Genomic DNA, 19,205 nt, shown 5'->3' on the forward strand with positions numbered 1-19,205 from the left:
TTTCATAAAAAAACAATTTCAGCATGAACGCTATTGATTCCATACTCTCATAATTTACCAGAAATCCCCCATATAAAGCTAGCAACATCTGCTATATTTCAAAAAAATTAATTTTTGGCGAAAAAAAAGTACTTCTATAAAGAAATACTTTTTTCAACTCCTTTTTTACAGTTCTTCTTCATAAAACCGACCCAAAATCTGGACATTTTCCGCAATACTAACAAAGGCTTTTGGATCGGCTTCTTTCATAGCACTGCGCAGCATCGGCAGTTCAAAGCGTGTGACTACCGTCAGCAAAACCGTTTGTTTGTCATGCTTGTAGGCTCCTTCGGCTTCATTGATGATGGTAATGCCTCGCCGCATATGTTTTTGGATCGTTTGAATGACTTCTTCTGGGTTGCGAGTGATGATCGTCACCTGCATTTTCTTTTGCTTCGTAAAGACCGCATCCGTCACTTTTCCACTGACAAAAATCGCGATTGCACTATACAACGCATATTGCCAGCCAAACAAGATTCCGGCGGCGAACAAAATAACAATGTTAAAGAAAATCGATATCGAGCCGATCGTCTTCCCTGTCCGTTTGCGGATGGCAATGCTGACAAAATCCAGCCCTCCGGAAGAAAGACCATTCTTCAAGGCATAGCCGATCCCCACTCCATTGATGGCACCACCGAAAATCGCACAGATCATCGGGTCCGTCGTGACGGTTTCTTCTGGCAAAATTTGCACGAATAAGGATGTCAATAAAACAGTGATTCCAGTAAAGATCGTAAATTTGTGGCCGATCTTAAACCAGCCAAGAAAAAATAATGGCACATTCAACAATAATAGCGCAAGGGATAAGGGGATATAAAACCCGATCCATTCTCTTGAGATCGTAGTAATGATCTGAGCGACACCGGTAATGCCGCTGGAATAAATATTGCCCGGCTGATAGAAAAAATTGACCGCAATCGATGCCAGCAGTGCGTACACGATCGAGAATGAAAGTTTGTTGGCATATTCCGGATGAGGGAGCCATTTAAACAGAGGAGTCATTGCATTTCATAGCCTCACTTTTTTGATTTGCCTTTATTATACTTCAGCACATAAAAAAAGAAACGAGCAATGAAAGAAATGGGTGAATTCTCATGAACTTTTTTCATTCATTCACCAATTTCTATTTCATCACTCATTTCATCATGGGTTTAACGCTTATTCGTTTTCTTCAACCGTTGTTACATCAATGCTCAAGTCAAACAGTTGCATTGGCGAAACGGTACTTGGCGCTTGTGACATTGGATCAGCCGCTTTCCCATTTTTAGGGAAGGCAATGACTTCGCGAATGTTTTCTTCACCAGCCAAGAGCATGACTAATCGGTCTAACCCAAGGGCGATGCCGCCATGTGGTGGGAAACCATAATCCAAAGCATCCAATAAGAAGCCAAATTGATTTTGCATCTCGCGACGTGAGAAGCCTAGCGCTTCAAACATTTGCTCTTGCACTTCCCGTGTATGGATACGCAATGATCCGCCACCTAGCTCGTAACCGTTTAGCACGATATCGTAGGCTTGCGCATAGACTTTTGAAGGGTCTGTCGTTAACAACGGCAGATCGCTTTCTTTTGGCAATGTGAACGGATGGTGAGCAGAAACATAGCGACCTGCTTCTTCATCGTATTCAAATTGCGGCCAGTCAGTAACCCATAGGAAGTTGAATTTGCTCTCGTCGATCAAGCCTAATTCTTTTCCTAATTTATTACGGATCGCACCTAACGTCGCTGAAACGATCTCAAAGGAATCGGCACCAAACATCAGAATATCGCCAACTTCCGCATTGGCTGCTGCAATAATCGCGTCGGTTGCTTCCGTCAAGAATTTAGCGATCGGTCCTTTCAATCCATCTTCTTCAACTTTGACCCATGCCAATCCTTTGGCACCAAATTGGCCAGCGTAATGACCTAGATTGTCCATATCTTTTCTTGAGTATTTGTCTGCAGCCCCTTTGGCATTCAAGACTTTCACAACGCCGCCTTTTTCAAGAGCCATTTGGAAGACTTTAAAATCAACGTCTTTCACAACTTCTGATAAGTCGATAAGCTCCATGTCAAACCGTGTATCTGGTTTGTCACTGCCGTAGCGTCCCATTGCCTCATCATAGGTCATCCGTGGGAATGGCAAGGTAACTTCGATGCCTTTGACTTCTCGCATCACTTTTGCCAATAGCTCTTCCGTATAGGTTTGGATTTCTTCTGCCGTCAAGAAAGAGGTTTCGATATCGACTTGGGTAAATTCTGGTTGACGGTCGCCCCGCAAATCTTCGTCACGGAAGCAACGTACGATTTGATAGTAGCGATCGAAGCCGGCGCCCATCAATAACTGTTTAAAAATTTGTGGTGATTGCGGCAACGCATAGAAATGACCTGGATAGATCCGTGAAGGAACCAAATAATCCCGCGCGCCCTCTGGTGTTGATTTTCCTAGATAAGGGGTTTCGATATCCAAGAACTCGTTCGTGTCTAAGAAATTGCGGATCACTTGCGTCGTTTTCGCCCGCATCACGATGTTGTTCGTCATTTTTGGACGACGCAAGTCTAAATAACGGTATTTCATGCGAATCTCGTCGCCAACGGTTTGATCATCTTCAATCAAAAAGGCTGGTGTTTTTGCAGTGTTTAAAATCGTGATTTCGCTGATCATCACTTCATAGGCACCTGTCACCATTTTCGGATTGATGGCTTCTGGTGCACGATTGATGACTTGACCCGTTACTTCTAATACATATTCGCTGCGGCATTTGTCCGCGATTTCCCAGGCTTCTTTCGAAACCTCAGGATTGAAGACGATTTGCACGATCCCTTCCCGGTCGCGTAAGTCAATAAAAATCACGCCACCTAAGTCACGGCGCTTTTGCACCCAGCCTTTTAGTGTCACTTTCTGGTTTAAATGGGTCTCATTTACTAACCCGCAATATACTGTACGTTTTGTCATTCTTTTTCTCCTCACTCAAACATTTTGGTTGTCATTTCATCGTAGATCTCATCGAAGCGGGCATAAAGATCCGCTAACGGAAATTGTTTTTCTTCACGGCTTGCCATGGATTTGATATTGATCACTTGTTCTGCTAATTCTGTTTCGCCTAGAGTCAGAACCAACCGTGCCCCTTGTTTATCAGCAGATTTGAACTGGGCTTTGGCTTTACGATCCATGAAATCACGATCGGCAGAAAAGCCGAAATTACGGATCGCTTGCACGACTTTCAGCGCTTCTAAATTGGTTTCTTGTCCCAGACCAACCACATACGCATCTAACTCATTCAAAGCAGGAATCACAACTTCTTCGGCTTCCATAGTGATCAATAAACGTTCGATCCCCAAAGCAAAACCAAAACCAGGTGTTTCTGGTCCACCTAGCTCTTCCACTAAATGATTGTAACGACCGCCGGCACAGATGGTGGCTTGCGCCCCCATTTTTGGTGCATCACTCATGATCTCAAAAATCGTGTGGGTATAATAATCCAGACCACGCACCATATTCGAATCGACCTCATAAGGGATCTCCAACGCATCCAGCATACTCGTTACGGTTTCAAAATGTGCCTTGGCATCTGGCGTTAAGTAGTCTAAGATCGATGGCGCATCTGCCACAAATTTTTGGTCTCGCTTGTCTTTGCTGTCAAGAACCCGCAAAGGATTCTCATGCAAGCGGCGTTTTGAATCCTCACTAAGCTCCGCTTCATGGGGCGCTAGATAATCGATCAACGCTTGACGATAGTTTTGGCGTGTCTCTTTGTCACCTAATGAATTGATGACCAAGCGCAATTGACTCAGTCCTAATTGACGATAAAAATCCATTGCCATCGCCATTGTCTCAACATCGGTCGCTGGATTTGCTGAACCGAAAACTTCGACACCGATTTGGTGGAATTGACGCAAACGGCCTTTTTGCGGACGTTCATAACGGAACATTGGTCCCATGTAAAACACTTTATAAGGCTTCGTATGTTCTGGTCCGAATAGTTTGTTTTCGACATAAGAACGAGCGATCGGTGCGGTGCCTTCTGGACGCAACGTCACATGCCGCTCTCCTTTATCGTAAAAATCATACATTTCTTTTGAAACGATATCCGTTGTGTCACCGACACTGCGGGCAATCACTTCAAAGTGCTCAAAAATCGGTGTACGAATCTCGTTGAATTGGTAATCGCGAAACACTAAACGTGCTGTTTCTTCCACAAATTGCCATTTTTCGGATTCTCCTGGCAAAATATCGTTGGTTCCTTTTGGACGTTGGTAACTCATCGTATGCATCCTCCTATTTGTTTCATGGTTGCCCATGTTCTTTGCTTTCATTGCTTGTTTGCTTATTCACCTATTGCTTGTTGCTCATTGATGTGGGTGGGTTGTTCTCGTGTTTGGCTTTTGGGTTATTGCGCTTTTAGTGGTTGGTTGCTGCTGGTCATCATCTATTCTGTCTTGCTCCAAAAGACAATCCCAGTGATTCCTAGTACGGTTATTACGCTCCCTAGGGTCGCCTAGTACTGTTCATCATCTGCTCTGTTCCGCTTTGCGGACCAGTCATAGTGATTCCTAGTATGGTTACTACGCTCCCTGTGGTCGCCTAGTACTGTTCATCATCTGCTCTGTTCCGCTTTGCGGACCAGTCGCAGTGATTCACAGCAAAAAACTCGCCCTTGTTTTTTTATACAAGGGCGAGTTTTGATTACACGCGGTACCACCTAAATTCGAGAAATGTTCTTCTCCTCTCGATTAACGCTCGGTCACGGAACAGCTTTTCTTCTGTTCATCTCCAGATTGTCTTTCCTTTACACGTCCTAAACTGCTTTCAGCCGGGGCAGTTTTCTCTTTTAAGGAATAGAATAAAGTACTCGATCCTTCACTGATTTTTGATATTATCTATAAACTACAAGAAAGCTATGAAAAAGTCAAGGTGTTTCACTGTCTTTTTCACTCCGCTGCTCTCTAGTAGCGTTTTCTCTAGTAGTCAACGCAAAGAAGTTACCCTTCTGTTTGCTTTTCTTTCTTTTTGCGTTATGCTGAATAACGAAGGTTTTGTTTCTATGAAAGGAGCTGTTTTTATGTCTTTATATTCAGGCTATATCCGTCAACCACACTACTATGAGACCGATCAAATGGCGATCATCCATCACGCCAATTATATCCGCTGGTTTGAAGAGGCCCGCGTGGAATTACTGGCGTTTTTGGATTTACCATATCATACCATCGAAGAAGCTGGCTTGATCGTTCCTGTGCTGGAAGTCAGTGCGCAATACAAAACGATGATTCGTTACGAAGATGAGGTGCGAATCGATGTTTTGGTCGACAAATATACGGGCACGCGTTTGGATTTTCGCTATGAGATCTACAAAACTAGCGATGGTCAGTTGGCTACGACAGGGACTTCAAAGCATTGTTTTTTAGCAAAAGAGACCAATCGCATCGTGCAGCTGAAGCGTAGTTTTCCTGAAATCCATCAACGATTTGCTGATTATGCTGCCCTGTCAGGAGAATAATCAATTCTGATCACTCATTTAAGTCAAAATCCTTGCTTTTTGAAACGGCTTTCGTATAATCAAAAGTAATTTCAGGGAAGGATGATGGCGATGTACGTGATTAAAGTTTTGCATGGTTACATTGGCAAAGATGGTCGTCGCACTCGTGAAAAAATTCCAGACAAGTTATGGGTCTTTGAAGATCGGAAGCAGTCCGAAGCATTTGCAGATAAAATTGGTGGTCGCGTCAAACCGTTAACTGAAGTCAAACAGCATACGTAAAGAAATAAGCCGTTATCGTCTTTTGCGCATAGACGATAGCGGCTTATCTTTTTTACTGCGTAAAAGGATTAGTCATCCAATTCTGTTTCAAGTACTTCACCTGTTTGGGCATTGATTTTCACATCTGTTTGTTTGTTGCCATCTTCTACTTTGACTTCCCAATAGGTTACATTCATTTCTTTGTCTAAGGACCAATCTGTTGCTTGACCACCGCCAGCTTCTTTCACGGCGATATCAGAAATTTCTTCCAATGAAAGCAAGTTGGTTAGGTCCAATTGATCGGCATCTTTTTTGACACCGTTTTGTTCATCGGTATCCAATTTTTCCGTTCTTTCTTCAGAAGTTTCTTTGGTTTCTGCATCGATCTTTAATTCAAACTCATTCGTGTCATCCACGCCTTCTACTTGGTAGAAGTAATTGCCAAAAGAAGTATCCAAATCAATCGAAGTGATCGCTGCATCTGGGTATTTGTCTTGGAATATTTTGATCGCTTCTTCTACGGTCACCGTAGGTAAGCCGCCATTGGCGATCGCTGCACTGCTTGAAGAGCTGTCTGTTGCTTGTGACGACGTTGTTTCACTCGATGAGGCAACTGCTGTGCTTGAGCTGCTGTTTTGCGCAGGTTCTGAATTTCCCGTGTTGTTTTGTGTACATCCTGCCAATAATCCTAATGCGGCAATTCCGAATAAAATAGTTGTTTTTTTCATGTTTCATTCCTCCAATTGTTTGTGTATTCCTTTTTTCTATATATTTAGAATAACAAGTTCCCAAAGAAAAAGAATCAAAATTGCTTGAAGAAAATCTAAAAAAATCTTCATCTTTCTCTTTCATTTGGAAAGGCAAGTTTAAAGATACTGCCTTGCGGTTGATTGTCTATCACGGTGATTTTGGCATGATATTTGTCTGCCAGCTGTTTTACCAGTGAAAGCCCAATGCCTGAACCGGCAATCTGGCTAGAACGAGAATCTTCTACCCGATAGAACCGTTCAAAAATCAAGGCTTTCTTGTCATCGGGAATCCCAATGCCAAAATCGGCGACGGTTAAAGACAACTGCCTTTGCTCTTGTGTCAAGGTCACATGAATCGGCTGATCAACAGGCGAATACTTCGCGGCATTTTCTAACAGGTTTTGGATGATTTGCTGGAAGTCACGTTTATGTCCTCGCTTCATACATTGGTTCTCCACAAAATATTCAATCGATTGCGGAACGATCGTCGCTTGTTTTTCACACTCTTCTCGGACGATCTGGGAAACATTAACAAGGGTCATTTCTTCTTGGGATTGATTTTTTTCTAGGTCTAGCAATTGATTGCTCAATGTTTCCAAACGCTTCGACTCTTTGTCAATAAATGCCATCGAGGAAGGAATGACTTCGGGATGTTTGGTTCCACGCCGCTGGATCAATTGGACATGTCCGCGAATCGCAGCCAAAGGTGTGCGCAGCTCATGGGAAGCATCGGCAACGAATCGTTTTTCCCGTTCGATCGTCTCACGCTGTTCTTTCAACAATTTATTGAAAGCCAAGGCCACCGAACGAATCTCGATGGGTTCTTCAGACACTGACAATTCTCCTTGTCGGCTTTGTTCAATGGCAGCAATTTCTTGCGCCATGCCAGTAAGCTTCTGGCTCCATTTCCCGACACTCCAATAAATCAGCAGACTGCCCACCACAACAGCGATCAGATTCAAGAAACTGCTGATCATAAAGAGACCATAGGCTAATTCCACACTATCCTCCCCATTGATAGCGATCGTCACCTGATCCCCATCGACTTCTTGGGTTTTCGTGTAATAGATGCCCTCCTCTGTAAAAACGATGTCTTCGAGAAACGGCATCACTCGCCCTTGATTGATATCGGTAAAAATCTCTTCCGCATCTTCTGATGAAACGACACTGCCATCGGCTAAGATCACTTGCAGGGCGTCTTCTTCATCTGCCGAGACATAGGCATTGACGAGAGTGTCCCAGGTATCCCCTGATGCCTCACCTTTTTCGATGGCTTCAAGAATGTTGCTAGCACGATTTTCGATATGTTCAAACAAATAACCTACGGATAATAAAATAAACAGCAGATTGAAGAGAATCAGCAGACCAAAGAGTATCAAGGAAAAGCGGCTCGTCAATTGAAACTGGGCTGTTTTTCTACGTTGGTTGACTGACTTATTCTTCATGGTCGGTCCTCAAGACATAGCCTAATCCTCGAACGGTTGCGATCATTTTGCCTTTGCCGCAAACATCCAGCTTGTTCCGCAGTGTACGGATATAGACATCTACAACATTCGTTTGACCGTCGTATTCATAACCCCAAATCTCATTCAATAGGTCATCTCTGGTTTTGACGACTTCCGGCTCTTTCATTAATTCATATAAAATCCCAAACTCTTTGGGCGTCAACTCAATGGTTTCACCGGCAACCTGAACCAAGTGCTTGGCGATGTCCATCATCAACTCCCCCGCCACTAATTGGTTTTGCTGGTTCTTTTGTTGTTTGGCTTCTCTTTGCAGCCGCCGCTCGATCACGCGAATTCTGGCAAACAGTTCTTCGATTTCAAAAGGTTTCGTTAAATAATCATCTAACCCAACATCAAGCCCCGTCACCACATCGGCGGTTTGATTTCTGGCGGTCATCATCAAAATCGGGATGTCGCTTTCTTTGCGTATACGCCGCGCCACTGTGATGCCATCATAGATTGGCAGCATCCAATCCAATAAAATCAGATCAAAAGCATTTGCTTGCTGATTGAATAAGGTCAATGCCTCTTGCCCATCTTTGGCCCAGACCGTGTCATATCCCTCAAAAGTCAATTCGGTCTGGATAAAACTGGCTAAACTTTCTTCGTCTTCTACTAGCAAGATCTTCAAAGCCATATGCGCTCCTCCTCTGGTTTTGCTTCTATCATAACGGATTTTTTCAAAACTTCCTAACTGATTGAAAGAAAAAAAACATGAAGATTTTTTCATGTTCGACCAAAAAAAGACGGCATGAACCAAGGTTCACTCCGTCTTTCAGTTATTCCATATTTTTTGCCAGCTGATACGTGCCAACAAGTTCTCCTTTTTCGAGTTGAATCATGTAAGGACATGTTTCAGCTAAAAACTCACGATCATGACTGATCACGGCTAATAAATCAACTTCTTTGGCAACTATTCGCAGTAGTTTTGCGACTTCCTCCATTTGCTGCAAATCTAATCCACTCGTTGGTTCATCGAAAAACAACAAACGTTTGCCAGAAAGCAAGGCACTGCCAATCGCAACTCGTTGTTTTTCCCCACCCGACAAGCTTTGTGGATGACGGGCAAGGAGTGGTGTTAAGTGCAACAATGAGACTATTTCTTCAAAGCGAGCTGGGTTTTGGGCTTTGATCAGCAACTCTTTTTCCACCGTTTCAAAAAACAGTTGCAAGTTGACATCCTGCATCACAAGAAAACTTTCCTGCAGCAGCTGCTTTTGGGTTCGCTTTTGTCCATTGATGGCAAATACTGCTTCTGGGCATTTTTTCAATCCTGACAGGACTTGCACCAACGTACTTTTGCCAGCACCATTTGGTCCAACGATCCCCACAGCTTGCTTCATCGGCAGTTGTAGTTCAGGCAAGTTGAGCGCCCAATTTCTGCTGTTTGCCGAGCGTTTTGATTGCTTGATCTGCAGATGCGTTGCCGTTAATCCAGATTTTTCTGGCAAAGATTCTCGGCAGTGCTGGGCTGCCAATGTCACCTCACCTACTTTTCGCAATCCTAACTCGTGAATTGCCTCCTCCGGCAGTGACAACAGCTGATCTGCTGGATAGGACGCCCGCAACCGCCCTGCTTCTAATAAGCAAAAGCGGTCTGCCAGTGGCGCCAAATACGCCAAGCGGTGTTCGGCGATCACAATGGTTTTCCCTTGTTGTTTTAAAGAAGCCAATCCTTGAGTCAACTTTTGGATCGCTTCTTGATCCAAATTGCTGGAAGGCTCATCCAATAGGAACACATCATGGGGCAACATCGTGGCTGCAGCGAGAGCAATCAGCTGTTTCTCCCCACCAGAAAGGTCAAAGACACTAGCATCAAGCAACGGGGTCAAGGAAAACTGCTGCGCTACTTCGGTGATTCGCTGTCGAATGTTTTCTGGCGCGACGCCCGCATTTTCCATTGAAAAAGCCAACTCCGAATAGACATCCGTGGTGAAAAATTGGGTCTTGGGGTTTTGAAAGACAACACCGATCGTCTGGGCATAATGGGAGAAATCGGCAACTGGCAAGTCTGTTTCTCCGACACGGATCTTCCCTTGCACTTCGGCAGGATACAGCTCAGGGATCAAGCCATTCAAAACATTGAGCAGGGTCGATTTGCCGCTGCCACTAGCGCCGCACAAAACGATGACTTCCCCAGCTGCGACCGTCAAAGAGAGCTCAGATAATACGGTCCGATTTTCTCGCTTCACTGACACTTGTTCTAATCTGATCATCCAAGCCACATCCTTTTCACGATAAAGCCTCCTAATGCTAAAAAGACCAAGCCATCCCACCAGCGCAGCTTCAGTTCGTGGACGGTGGTATGGGGATTTTCTGATGCTAGCCCGCGAACGAGGGCCGTAGCCGACAGTTCGGTTGCGGTCTTTTCAGCCGACATCAGTAATGGAATCAAAAAATACTCCGCACTTTGCAGCGGATGAAGCAAGATCGATCCTGCCGACAGCGAGATGCCGCGAAAGCGCATCGCTTGGCGAATACTTTTGAAATCTTGTACCAGTGTGGGAAAAAAACGAAATAAGACTGCCAACGGGACTAATAATACATTGGGCACGTGCATTTTTTGCAACGCCGCCATCCACTCACTGTTCTTCGTCCCACTAATGGCAAAAGCCGCCGCCATGATCGTTGGCAATAAGCGGCGATAACCGACGGAAAAGAAATCCAGCAACACGATCAGTAGGTGGTTTCCTTGGCGAAACAAAAAACTATCTGCCAGTGTCAGCAAGACAAACACGCCATAGAACATCAGGCCTTTTTTCCAAAAGCCGCTGACTAAAAATAGCAGCAGCAAGAACGTGACAAAGACAAACTCATCGATCCAGCTAATGGACACCATCATAGTAAAACTAGCAAAGAGAATCACCGCCAATTTGCTGCGGGGATCAAACCTTGTTTTCGACACATTCCTCACCCTTTATGCGATTGGATCGTTGGTTGAAAATGTTTTTCCATCAAGCGGCTGCCAATGCCTAAACCAACCACCGCACCAATCAAAACGGCCAATGCACAAAGCCCTAACATCACATTGGAGGTATGAGCAAACACGCCGGCAATGTAGGTTTCATCTTTTCCGCGAGCCACTAATGAATCGATATAGGCATTTTTCATAAACCACAGGGGCAAGATCGGGCCCATCAAGCCAAAACTAAAGACGATATAACTCGCCAGTACGCGAACGTTCTCTTTGAGCTTTGTTTTGTATTGAATCAAATCAGCTACTAAGGCACAAAGCATATTGGGTAAAAAGGCCAATGGAAAATGTCCTGAAATCAAAAAAAAGAGCCCTACCACGGTACCCATAATGGTGATTGCGCCAAATTTCGGTACTTTATTCAATAAAATCAGATAGATAATGCCAGAAAACAAAGCGGTGACTGCTGGAATAAATAAATTATGAAAACCTGGGATCACAAAACGCAAAATCAATAGACAGACGCTCATTAAAAGAAAATAGATCGCTGTATAGATCCCTACTGCAATTAAATCTTGAACCTTTAGTTTTTTCACTGCGTATACGCTCCTTCTTGCAAGCAATCAATGAAAAAACCGTTGCTGCTTGCTTGTACAAACTTATTTTTACAAAGCCTCAGTATAGCACAAAGCAGACGTTTTTATGGGGAGATATGCTTACCAACAGTCGTTTTTCTTCTAAAACAGAACCAACAAATAGAGGTGTCTTCTGAATGGCTCCATTTCAACACACAGGTACCTTTAAAGAATCACTAATGGAAAAATGAATCTTTCACACGCTTAGTTGTTTTCTCCTCTTCCCATCTTTGCGAAATTAATGACTAATAGACAAGGACAAACACTTAAAATCAGCAAAGACTCGCCATCTTTTTTCTTTTTTTTAGAAACCAGCAGGTATGTCTATAAAAAAACAATAACCAAGTTGACCGTCGCTTGTTAACGGAAGAAAATCAACGCTGTACTGCTATGTAAACACCCCAAACCCAACTGTAAAAACATTTTGACACTTGATTTCAAGGCATTGTCAAAGACATTTGATCGTTAGAATGCAGACATTGGCCTAAACTAATGGGAGAAGGAGCGGATAAAATGAACTTAAGCAAACAAATAAAAAAACATCGGGAACGATTAAGTCTCTCTCAGGAAGGGCTGGCAGAAAAACTCTATGTCTCCCGACAAACGATCTCCAATTGGGAGAATGAAAAAAGCTATCCTGATGTTCACAATTTATTATTGCTCAGTGTTCTATTTAATGTTTCTTTAGATGAATTAGTCAAAGGGGATGTTGAACAAATGAAAGAAACGATTGAGAAAACAGAAATGGATCGTTACACAAAAATGATGCTGCTTTTTATACTATTGACCGCACTCTCTGTTGGGCCTGCTCTTTATTTACCCGGATACTGGTGGATTGTCCCGCCTCTATGTTTTTGGCTCGTCTCCATGTATGCCGCATTAAAGATCGAAAAAATCAAGAAAACCCAAAATATCAAAACGTATAAAGAGATCGTTGCCTTCATGGAAAATCAAGACCTCGATGCCATTAGAAAAAAGCGCGACGTCAAAAAAGATTTCCTTTCAACAGCAGTCATCGTCGTGGTCTTTACCTTGATCGTCGGCATCATCGCATGGCTTAGTACACTGCCGCATTTACTGATGCGCTGACAAAAAATACAGGGTGCAGCTGCTGTTCATAAACGAGTAGCTGCACCCTTTTTTTCAATTCAATGATCTCATCATAAACCATTTTTTTCGGGCGATGGGGCAAGTTGATTATTGTCAACCACCTCCCTAATAAACATCTTTTATTTTTCTTCCACATCATTAAGACAGCTCAATGATATCTTCTCGCACGCCGAGAAACAGATAGCTGATAGGTTTACTTGCTTCATCGACAATCTTAAAAAGTTTGGTATTACGTTGCTCTGTCCAGCCATTCTCTGGTTTATGGCTAAAAAGATACCCCACTTTCTTGAGCTCCATTTCCAACTCTTCTTGCGAGAAGGCTTGAATTTCCAGTTTATGGTACTGAATAGCAACTGCCTGATTTATATTTGGATAGTATTCTTTTCGATCAAGAAAATGGGCATTTTGTTTCTGAATCCACTGATCATAGAATTTCTGCCATTCTTCAGCATTTTTTGTTGTGACTATCTCAATATCTTCATAGAATAAGCTGCGCACACATTGCACCTCATCACTAGGAGCTAAATTCTGTGTATCATCTGAAATGTATTCTTTAAAAAAGTCATAGTCAGAGCTAGTTTTTGCCTTGGGAATGATTTCCATCTCAAAATGATAGAAGGGATAAATCAAAGTATCCTCATGGGTTTCTGAAAATGAATCTTTGCAGAAAGATACTGTTGTAAAAGACATTTCTCGTTCTTTTTCCTGCTCTTTTGTAAATTCATTACTCCCTCGATATTCAAAATAGCACTTATGCTTTGTTGCATATTCTGTTAATTCTCCTAGTGTGTTAAATGGATAAAAATAAAGCCTTTTCCTAAAAACAAACTCATATTCTTGATTTTGCTTCGTTCGATTTGCAGTGAAAAAATTTTTCTTATCCAGTAAGTAGCAACTTTCTTTTTCTCCTAATTTTTTATACCATTCATTCAACTCCAGAACACTTTGGATGCTCATTTCTTTTATATCTTCAATATATAATCTTTGCACTGAGATTGTTCCCTTCAATTACTATTTTTAATCCCCTACTTTAAATACAGGATAACTAGTCAATACTCTGAAGCCTTTGTCGCTAGTAGAAGGCATTAGATATAGTTGGTTGTTGTATAATGGAGATACAGGAATATTACTTTGTGTAAAACCTCGCCCTAGCTTAAAGGGGGTTTCAATAAATTGCCCTTTCTGTTTACCTACATTCTGAAAAACTTCTGGATGTTTAAGCTTGGTCACATTGATAGCAATCAATGCTTCCACTACCCCGTAGTAAGTTGAACTAAATAGGAGGTTATCTGTATTCAGACGATTTTTTAAGTAAGTATCCGACTTCATTACATGTTTTTCAATTGTATGTCCTCGTTTATTGCCTTGTCCTTCCAACTCGTCTTGGACTAAGTCTTTAAAAGTATACCATTCATACTCGTCATCAACATTTTCTATTTTTAATGCATTTAATTCTGCCAAAATCTTATTGATAGCCAATTTACTGGCACCTGCAGCAGATTTTCGAATATCATCTGGGATAACACTTTTAGGCAGTTCTTCTCCAGTTTCGGTGTTTTTGATTTCACCCGTCTCATCGTTTACTCCATAAGTTTTCCCCTCATAGGAAACGATCCCGTGGTAGGTGAATTTTTCAAGCTCTTCCCAACTACCACTTTCAAATTCTCGAAAAATAGACGGGGTTGTTAATTGTAGCTGATTGGTATGGATCAGATGTGCTGCATAGTAAACGACCAGCGTTCCTGCCATCGCTAGAAGTAAGGTTGACCCGGTGATCACAAATCGCTGTTGTGGACCAAAATTGACTATTTGAGCATCTGTATAGAACTGACCATTTCCTACATATTGCAACGGCGCCGAAAGGGACGTACTTCCTAACGGCAGATTACCAACAGTAGGAAATGTTTGCTCTCTTAAATTGGTGCCCAATAAGTAGTTTTTACCAAACATTGCATCTAAAACTGGATGGCTTCCTCGCGAGGTTCGCCAAATTGAATTTAACTTATTTGAAACACTTACTGCTGTTGGTAATTGAAGTGGTCGATGGTGGGGAGCATATATGTCGGTCAATTCTTGATGAAACACACCATTTAAGTAGATATGTGTTCGCTCTGGATTGGTATCAATTGAAAGCTGGAAATCATTGAACTGGTGTCGCCTGATTTGTAGCGTTGTTTCAGCCGTAATATCTGTCATCGCAATATAGTAGCTGCCAGCAGGTAAATCAAGAGTAACTGTATTGTTAAATCCCGAATACTTTCGACCAAATACCTTCGTTTCATTTTCTTGATAGACTGTTAATCTTTGACCTGATCTTCCTCTCATATCAAAATCTAGTCTGGTTGTCTCATCTAGTGTAAGTGAAAAAGTTTGATCCCTTATTGATTGACGACCCGTCTTGAAAAAACGCCAAGGCTGGATGTCATTGTTTTTTTGGGCTACATATAAATCTACTGCATCTGTTTGAACAATAGTAATTTCGTTGTCTGTCCAAAAGTTTAACCAATTTAGAAATACGTGGATATTCTTATTTTTATAGGGGTCTTCATTTTTCGTTACATCATAAAACAAGTAAAATTCAGATCTAAATTCAAACCCCACTATAACAGGAGGTGCGATACTAGAGTTAATATTTAAAGCTGTCCCATGATCCCCACCTGAGAATCGATAGTGTACTCCATCTGTTCCTTGTTTACTTAAACGTATAGAATTATGTTGATAGCTGTTCGTATAAATTTGTTGAGTATATGCGTACTTCCCATTTTTCGATTTAATCAGAAAATATAAATTTGATCCTAATCCATAGAAAGCTCCATTAGATACAAAAGTTCCTTCGTCGCTATCCTCTCTCTCTATCAATCCATTAGTATAATCAATACCTAGCGGTTCGTATTTAACACCTGAATTTTTTCCTCTAACGTAGTTATCCATTGAAAGTATGTTGTCTTTTTGTATAACAGTTATCTCATTTTCTGTCCAAAAGTTCAGCCAATTTAAAAATACATGTATATTTTGATTCTTATACGGATCCTCATCGCTGCTAACATCATAGAAGCGATAAAAATCTGGCTTAAATTCAAATCCAACTATAATGGGAGTTTTACTTGAGTTAATATTTAAGGATGTCCCATGATCTCCACCTGAAAACCGATAGTGTACTGCATCTGTTCCTCGTTTATTTAAACGTATAGAATTATGCTGATAACTATTCGTATAAATGTTACGGGTATATGCGTACTTCCCATCTTTCGATTTAATCAGGAAATATAAATTTGATCCTAATCCATAGAAACCTCTATTAGTTACAAAAATTCCTTCATTGCTACCATCTATCTCAATCAACCCATTGGTATAATCAATACCTAGTGGTTCGTATTTAACACCTGAGTTTTTTTCTCTAATATAATTTTCCATTGAGAGTAAAGTGTCTTTTTGGACGACAGTAACCTCATTGTCTGTCCAAAAGTTCAGCCAATTCAAAAATACATGTATATTCTGATTCTTATTAGGATCGTCATTACTATTTACATCATAGAACCGATAAAATTCTGGTATAAATTGGAAGCCAATCAATCTGATTGTTCTATGAGAATTAACTTGGTTGCCAGAACCTGAATTTCCTCCCAGCATTCGATAGTGAACGCCATCCATACCAAGTCTTTTTAGTTGAAGATTTGAACTATGTGGAAATGAATTAGTATAAATACTTTGGGCATATGCATATTTTCCATCCTTTTCCTTGATTAAAAAATAAAAATCTTTCCGATTAAATGTGTATTCTCCTATCCTATTAACAAAAGCAAAACCGTTGCTATTTGTCGAATCAATTAATCCATTTGTGTAATCAAAATCTCCCCAATCTCCATGATAATTTTCTAACAACACCTTTTTATTCTCTGATTTATAATCCTCAATCACTTCAAGCTTTTCAATTGTATTTTTTCTGATAGTCCCTTCAGGTTCGTCTTCACTAACCCCTTCAACATTTTCTTTTGACTCTTCCGATTGTTTGTTTTCCTGCGATTCTGTACTAGTCGAAAAATCGTGATTGGTTTCTTCTCTAGAGGATGTACTTTGTTGTGAAGATCCAAGTGCTTTTTGATTTGACTGTTCTTGCTTTACTTGATCCTGATAATCAGTAAATAAATCTCGAATAATTATCGTTTCCTCTAAATCGGAAAGCAATTCAGATAAATCAGCTGGTTCGTTCAAATACAGGTCGTACCAAGTTTCATCAAAAAAACCATACCAAGCATAGTTGACGATAATAAAGGTCATAGGTGAGGTTGGTTTTGTCGTTTTACTATGATTTTGGATAAAGTCAGCTACTTCTGATGGTGCTAGTTGCCAACTGCTTTCATCAATCAATTGATGAAAGTCCCCATCTTTAAAAACGGGGAAATATTTTTGGTAATCCATCTGTCCTTCTACATAAAAGCGAATATTGATTGGATTTAAAAATATCCAGTCTTCCTCTTGAAAAATCTCAGACAGTTGCTCTTTCTCAGTCGAGAAATCTACTTGTTCTGTTGGCTCAGATAAAAAGTAAATTCCTCTGCTTGTTTCAATTTCCTCTGCTACAACGATGGATGCTGGTAAAAAATAAGGAATCAATAACCCCAATACACTCCATAAAATCAACAAACGCTTTATCATTTTTCATCTACTCCCATTTTGAATCAGTTTATTCATCCTGTCCTATTCCTATGGCGAGTAATTTTTTGAATATTCTGAAAAATGTACCTATTAAAAATTCTAATTTTCTATGTATTCCATATATTTTGCAAAACCCGATTCACATTGGTTATCCAATGTTCTTTCCATAACCTCCTTGTATCATCCTCTTTTCGAACTAAGAAAGCCATTGACACAGCCATAAAACATTGTACATCGACTGCTGACAATGACTTAAAGTTAATCCTATATTCACAATAATTATAGTATTTGGGTATTCATTTGTCAAAAAATACTTTTATTTTTATTTTTTACAGTAAATAACGACCTATTTATTAACAATAAACTACTTCCGACACCTTAAATTATGCGACAAAATCGATCAGTTTCTTTATATATTTATCCGCTTGATTTCTATGTTTAATAAAAAATTTCTAATCAAGAATCACGCTTTATTCCTTTGATTTGCGTACTAAGAAAGTACATCAGTAAAGGATCGCACTGTTTTGTAAAAAAGTTTATAAAAAAACCCCGCTCAAAGAGCGGGGCTAACGTTGTTGCCAACGATTGATTATTTGTTTAAAGCGTCTTTTGCTTGGTCAGCTAATGCAGTAAATGCTGTTGCATCGTTTACAGCCAAGTCAGCTAACATTTTGCGGTTGATGTCGATTTCAGCTAATTTCAAGCCGTGCATCAATTTTGAGTAGCTTAAGCCATTCATACGAGCCGCTGCGTTGATACGAGCGATCCACAATTTGCGGAAGTCGCGTTTCTTTTGACGACGATCGCGGTATGCGTAGTTGTATGAATTCATTACTTGTTCTTTTGCTGTTTTAAATAGAGTGTGTTTAGAACCGTAGTAACCTTTTGCTAATTTAAGCACTTTTTTACGACGTTTACGAGTTACTGTTCCACCTTTAACACGTGCCATGTATAATTCCTCCTAATATGAAAATCGATAATTGTTTGTATACGTGAAGCTTGGGTTACGCAATTATTTCATGCGTGCTAGTTGTTGACGGATACGTTTGTAATCGCCAGCTGAAACCATTGAAGCTTTACGCAATTGACGACGTTGTTTTTTTGTTTTGCCGTGGAAACGGTGACTGGTAAAGGCACGGAAGCGTTTCAATCCGCCGCCGCCAGTGCGTTTTACGCGTTTTGCTAATCCGCGGTGTGTTTTTTGTTTTGGCATAACTAATTTCCTCCTCAAAATCTTTCGTTATCTGACTTTAAACTGAAACTCAGTGAGTCATTATTTATCGTTTTTTGGTGCTAATACTAAGAACATACTGCGGCCATCCATTTTTGGCTTTTGCTCAACAGTTGCCAAATCAGCAGTTTCTTCCGCCAAACGATCTAACACTTTCTGACCAATTTCTTTATGGGTAATGGCACGGCCTTTGAAACGGATCGAAGCTTTCACTTTGTCCCCTTTTTCAAGGAATTTACGTGCATTACGCAATTTTGTGTTGAAATCATTGACGTCGATCGTTGGACTTAAACGAACCTCTTTAATGTTGATTACTTTTTGTTTCTTACGAGCTTCACGGTCTTTTTTCTGTTGCTCAAAGCGGAATTTCCCGTAATCCATAATTCTTGCTACTGGCGGCTTAGCATTTGGTGCCACCAATACCACATCAAGGTTTGCTCGTTCTGCAATTTGCAATGCTTCAGCTTTACTCTTTACACCAAGTTGTTCGCCGTTTTGATCAATCAAACGCAATTCACGTGCACGAATGCCGTCGTTTACCATCATATCCTTTGCTATGGTCATTCACCTCCGAGTTTTTTGAGAGAAAGAAAAGCTTGTCGATTCGAAATCAGACAATAAAAAAACGAGTTCTTCACGAACCCGCACGT

Annotated in this window: 18 protein-coding genes and 2 other annotated features (1 of these 20 only partly in view); of the genes, 3 read left to right on the forward strand and 15 right to left on the reverse strand. The window is 41.0% G+C overall.

Going from position 1 to position 19,205, the window contains the following annotated elements:
* Nucleotides 1-165 precede the first annotated feature (165 nt).
* The 3 genes from IGI86_RS14545 to hisS all read right to left on the reverse strand — a co-directional run bounded on the left by IGI86_RS14545 (nt 166) and on the right by hisS (nt 4,283).
* Nucleotides 166-1,041, reverse strand: coding sequence for a YitT family protein (locus IGI86_RS14545; protein WP_005233887.1), 876 nt, complete (start codon nt 1,039-1,041; stop codon nt 166-168).
* A 156-nt stretch (nt 1,042-1,197) separates the two neighbouring features.
* Complete coding sequence (aspS, locus tag IGI86_RS14550; protein ID WP_430617490.1) at nt 1,198-2,973, reverse strand: aspartate--tRNA ligase; 1,776 nt, start codon at nt 2,971-2,973, stop codon at nt 1,198-1,200.
* 11 nt (nt 2,974-2,984) lie between these two features.
* The gene (gene hisS, locus IGI86_RS14555; RefSeq protein WP_034872142.1) at nt 2,985-4,283 is read right to left on the reverse strand and encodes a histidine--tRNA ligase; all 1,299 of its coding nucleotides are present in this window, start codon (nt 4,281-4,283) and stop codon (nt 2,985-2,987) included.
* A 403-nt stretch (nt 4,284-4,686) separates the two neighbouring features.
* Nucleotides 4,687-4,891, reverse strand: a binding site (T-box leader).
* Nucleotides 4,892-5,080: 189 nt separating this feature from the next.
* On the opposite strand from hisS, the gene IGI86_RS14560 reads away from it, so the two are divergent.
* The gene (locus IGI86_RS14560; RefSeq protein WP_008379539.1) at nt 5,081-5,515 is read left to right on the forward strand and encodes an acyl-CoA thioesterase; all 435 of its coding nucleotides are present in this window, start codon (nt 5,081-5,083) and stop codon (nt 5,513-5,515) included.
* 90 nt (nt 5,516-5,605) lie between these two features.
* Entirely contained in the window at nt 5,606-5,776 is a 171-nt protein-coding gene (locus IGI86_RS14565; protein WP_008379536.1) for a hypothetical protein, read from the forward strand.
* A 68-nt stretch (nt 5,777-5,844) separates the two neighbouring features.
* On the opposite strand, the gene IGI86_RS14570 is transcribed toward IGI86_RS14565, so the two are convergent.
* The 6 genes from IGI86_RS14570 to IGI86_RS14595 form a co-directional block, all read right to left on the reverse strand.
* Nucleotides 5,845-6,483 carry a PepSY domain-containing protein gene (locus tag IGI86_RS14570; RefSeq protein ID WP_008379532.1) on the reverse strand — a complete coding sequence of 213 codons (639 nt, stop codon included), beginning with the start codon at nt 6,481-6,483 and terminating at the stop codon, nt 5,845-5,847.
* A gap of 107 nt (nt 6,484-6,590) precedes the next feature.
* Nucleotides 6,591-7,949, reverse strand: coding sequence for a sensor histidine kinase (locus tag IGI86_RS14575; RefSeq protein WP_008379530.1), 1,359 nt, complete (start codon nt 7,947-7,949; stop codon nt 6,591-6,593).
* A complete protein-coding gene (locus IGI86_RS14580) occupies nt 7,939-8,646 on the reverse strand; it encodes a response regulator transcription factor (RefSeq protein WP_008379528.1) in 708 nt (235 codons plus the stop codon). Before IGI86_RS14580 ends, IGI86_RS14575 begins: the two co-directional genes overlap by 11 nt.
* Before the next feature lie 142 nt (nt 8,647-8,788).
* Nucleotides 8,789-10,225, reverse strand: a complete 1,437-nt coding sequence (locus IGI86_RS14585; RefSeq protein ID WP_074536796.1) for an ABC transporter ATP-binding protein — start codon at nt 10,223-10,225, stop codon at nt 8,789-8,791.
* Entirely contained in the window at nt 10,222-10,923 is a 702-nt protein-coding gene (locus tag IGI86_RS14590) for an energy-coupling factor transporter transmembrane component T (RefSeq protein WP_005233872.1), read from the reverse strand. The genes IGI86_RS14585 and IGI86_RS14590 overlap by 4 nt, the downstream gene beginning before the upstream one ends.
* A complete protein-coding gene (locus IGI86_RS14595; RefSeq protein ID WP_430617491.1) occupies nt 10,920-11,519 on the reverse strand; it encodes an MptD family putative ECF transporter S component in 600 nt (199 codons plus the stop codon). The genes IGI86_RS14590 and IGI86_RS14595 overlap by 4 nt, the downstream gene beginning before the upstream one ends.
* Nucleotides 11,520-12,071: 552 nt before the next feature.
* Here IGI86_RS14595 and IGI86_RS14600 point away from each other — a divergent pair.
* Nucleotides 12,072-12,647, forward strand: a complete 576-nt coding sequence (locus tag IGI86_RS14600; RefSeq protein WP_430617492.1) for a helix-turn-helix transcriptional regulator — start codon at nt 12,072-12,074, stop codon at nt 12,645-12,647.
* On the opposite strand, the gene IGI86_RS14605 is transcribed toward IGI86_RS14600, so the two are convergent.
* The 6 genes from IGI86_RS14605 to infC all read right to left on the reverse strand — a co-directional run bounded on the left by IGI86_RS14605 (nt 12,616) and on the right by infC (nt 19,119).
* Nucleotides 12,616-12,765, reverse strand: coding sequence for a hypothetical protein (locus IGI86_RS14605; RefSeq protein ID WP_430617493.1), 150 nt, complete (start codon nt 12,763-12,765; stop codon nt 12,616-12,618). The two genes, IGI86_RS14600 and IGI86_RS14605, sit on opposite strands and share 32 nt — an antisense overlap.
* Before the next feature lie 41 nt (nt 12,766-12,806).
* Complete coding sequence (locus IGI86_RS14610) at nt 12,807-13,658, reverse strand: hypothetical protein (RefSeq protein WP_430617494.1); 852 nt, start codon at nt 13,656-13,658, stop codon at nt 12,807-12,809.
* A gap of 27 nt (nt 13,659-13,685) precedes the next feature.
* Nucleotides 13,686-17,324 carry an RNase A-like domain-containing protein gene (locus tag IGI86_RS14615; RefSeq protein ID WP_430617495.1) on the reverse strand — a complete coding sequence of 1,213 codons (3,639 nt, stop codon included), beginning with the start codon at nt 17,322-17,324 and terminating at the stop codon, nt 13,686-13,688.
* A gap of 589 nt (nt 17,325-17,913) precedes the next feature.
* Nucleotides 17,914-18,273 (reverse strand): 50S ribosomal protein L20, encoded by a 360-nt coding sequence (gene rplT / locus IGI86_RS14620; protein ID WP_003128653.1) that lies wholly within the window; start codon nt 18,271-18,273, stop codon nt 17,914-17,916.
* A gap of 63 nt (nt 18,274-18,336) precedes the next feature.
* Complete coding sequence (rpmI, locus tag IGI86_RS14625) at nt 18,337-18,537, reverse strand: 50S ribosomal protein L35 (protein WP_003128650.1); 201 nt, start codon at nt 18,535-18,537, stop codon at nt 18,337-18,339.
* Nucleotides 18,538-18,597: 60 nt separating this feature from the next.
* A complete protein-coding gene (gene infC, locus IGI86_RS14630; protein WP_005228103.1) occupies nt 18,598-19,119 on the reverse strand; it encodes a translation initiation factor IF-3 in 522 nt (173 codons plus the stop codon).
* Between the two features lie 47 nt (nt 19,120-19,166).
* Nucleotides 19,167-19,205, reverse strand: a sequence feature (ribosomal protein L20 leader region); it runs 85 nt beyond the window's last position.

Origin of the sequence: Enterococcus sp. AZ188 (genome assembly GCF_050544075.1) — a bacterium.
Taxonomy (GTDB): domain Bacteria; phylum Bacillota; class Bacilli; order Lactobacillales; family Enterococcaceae; genus Enterococcus_D; species Enterococcus_D entomosocium.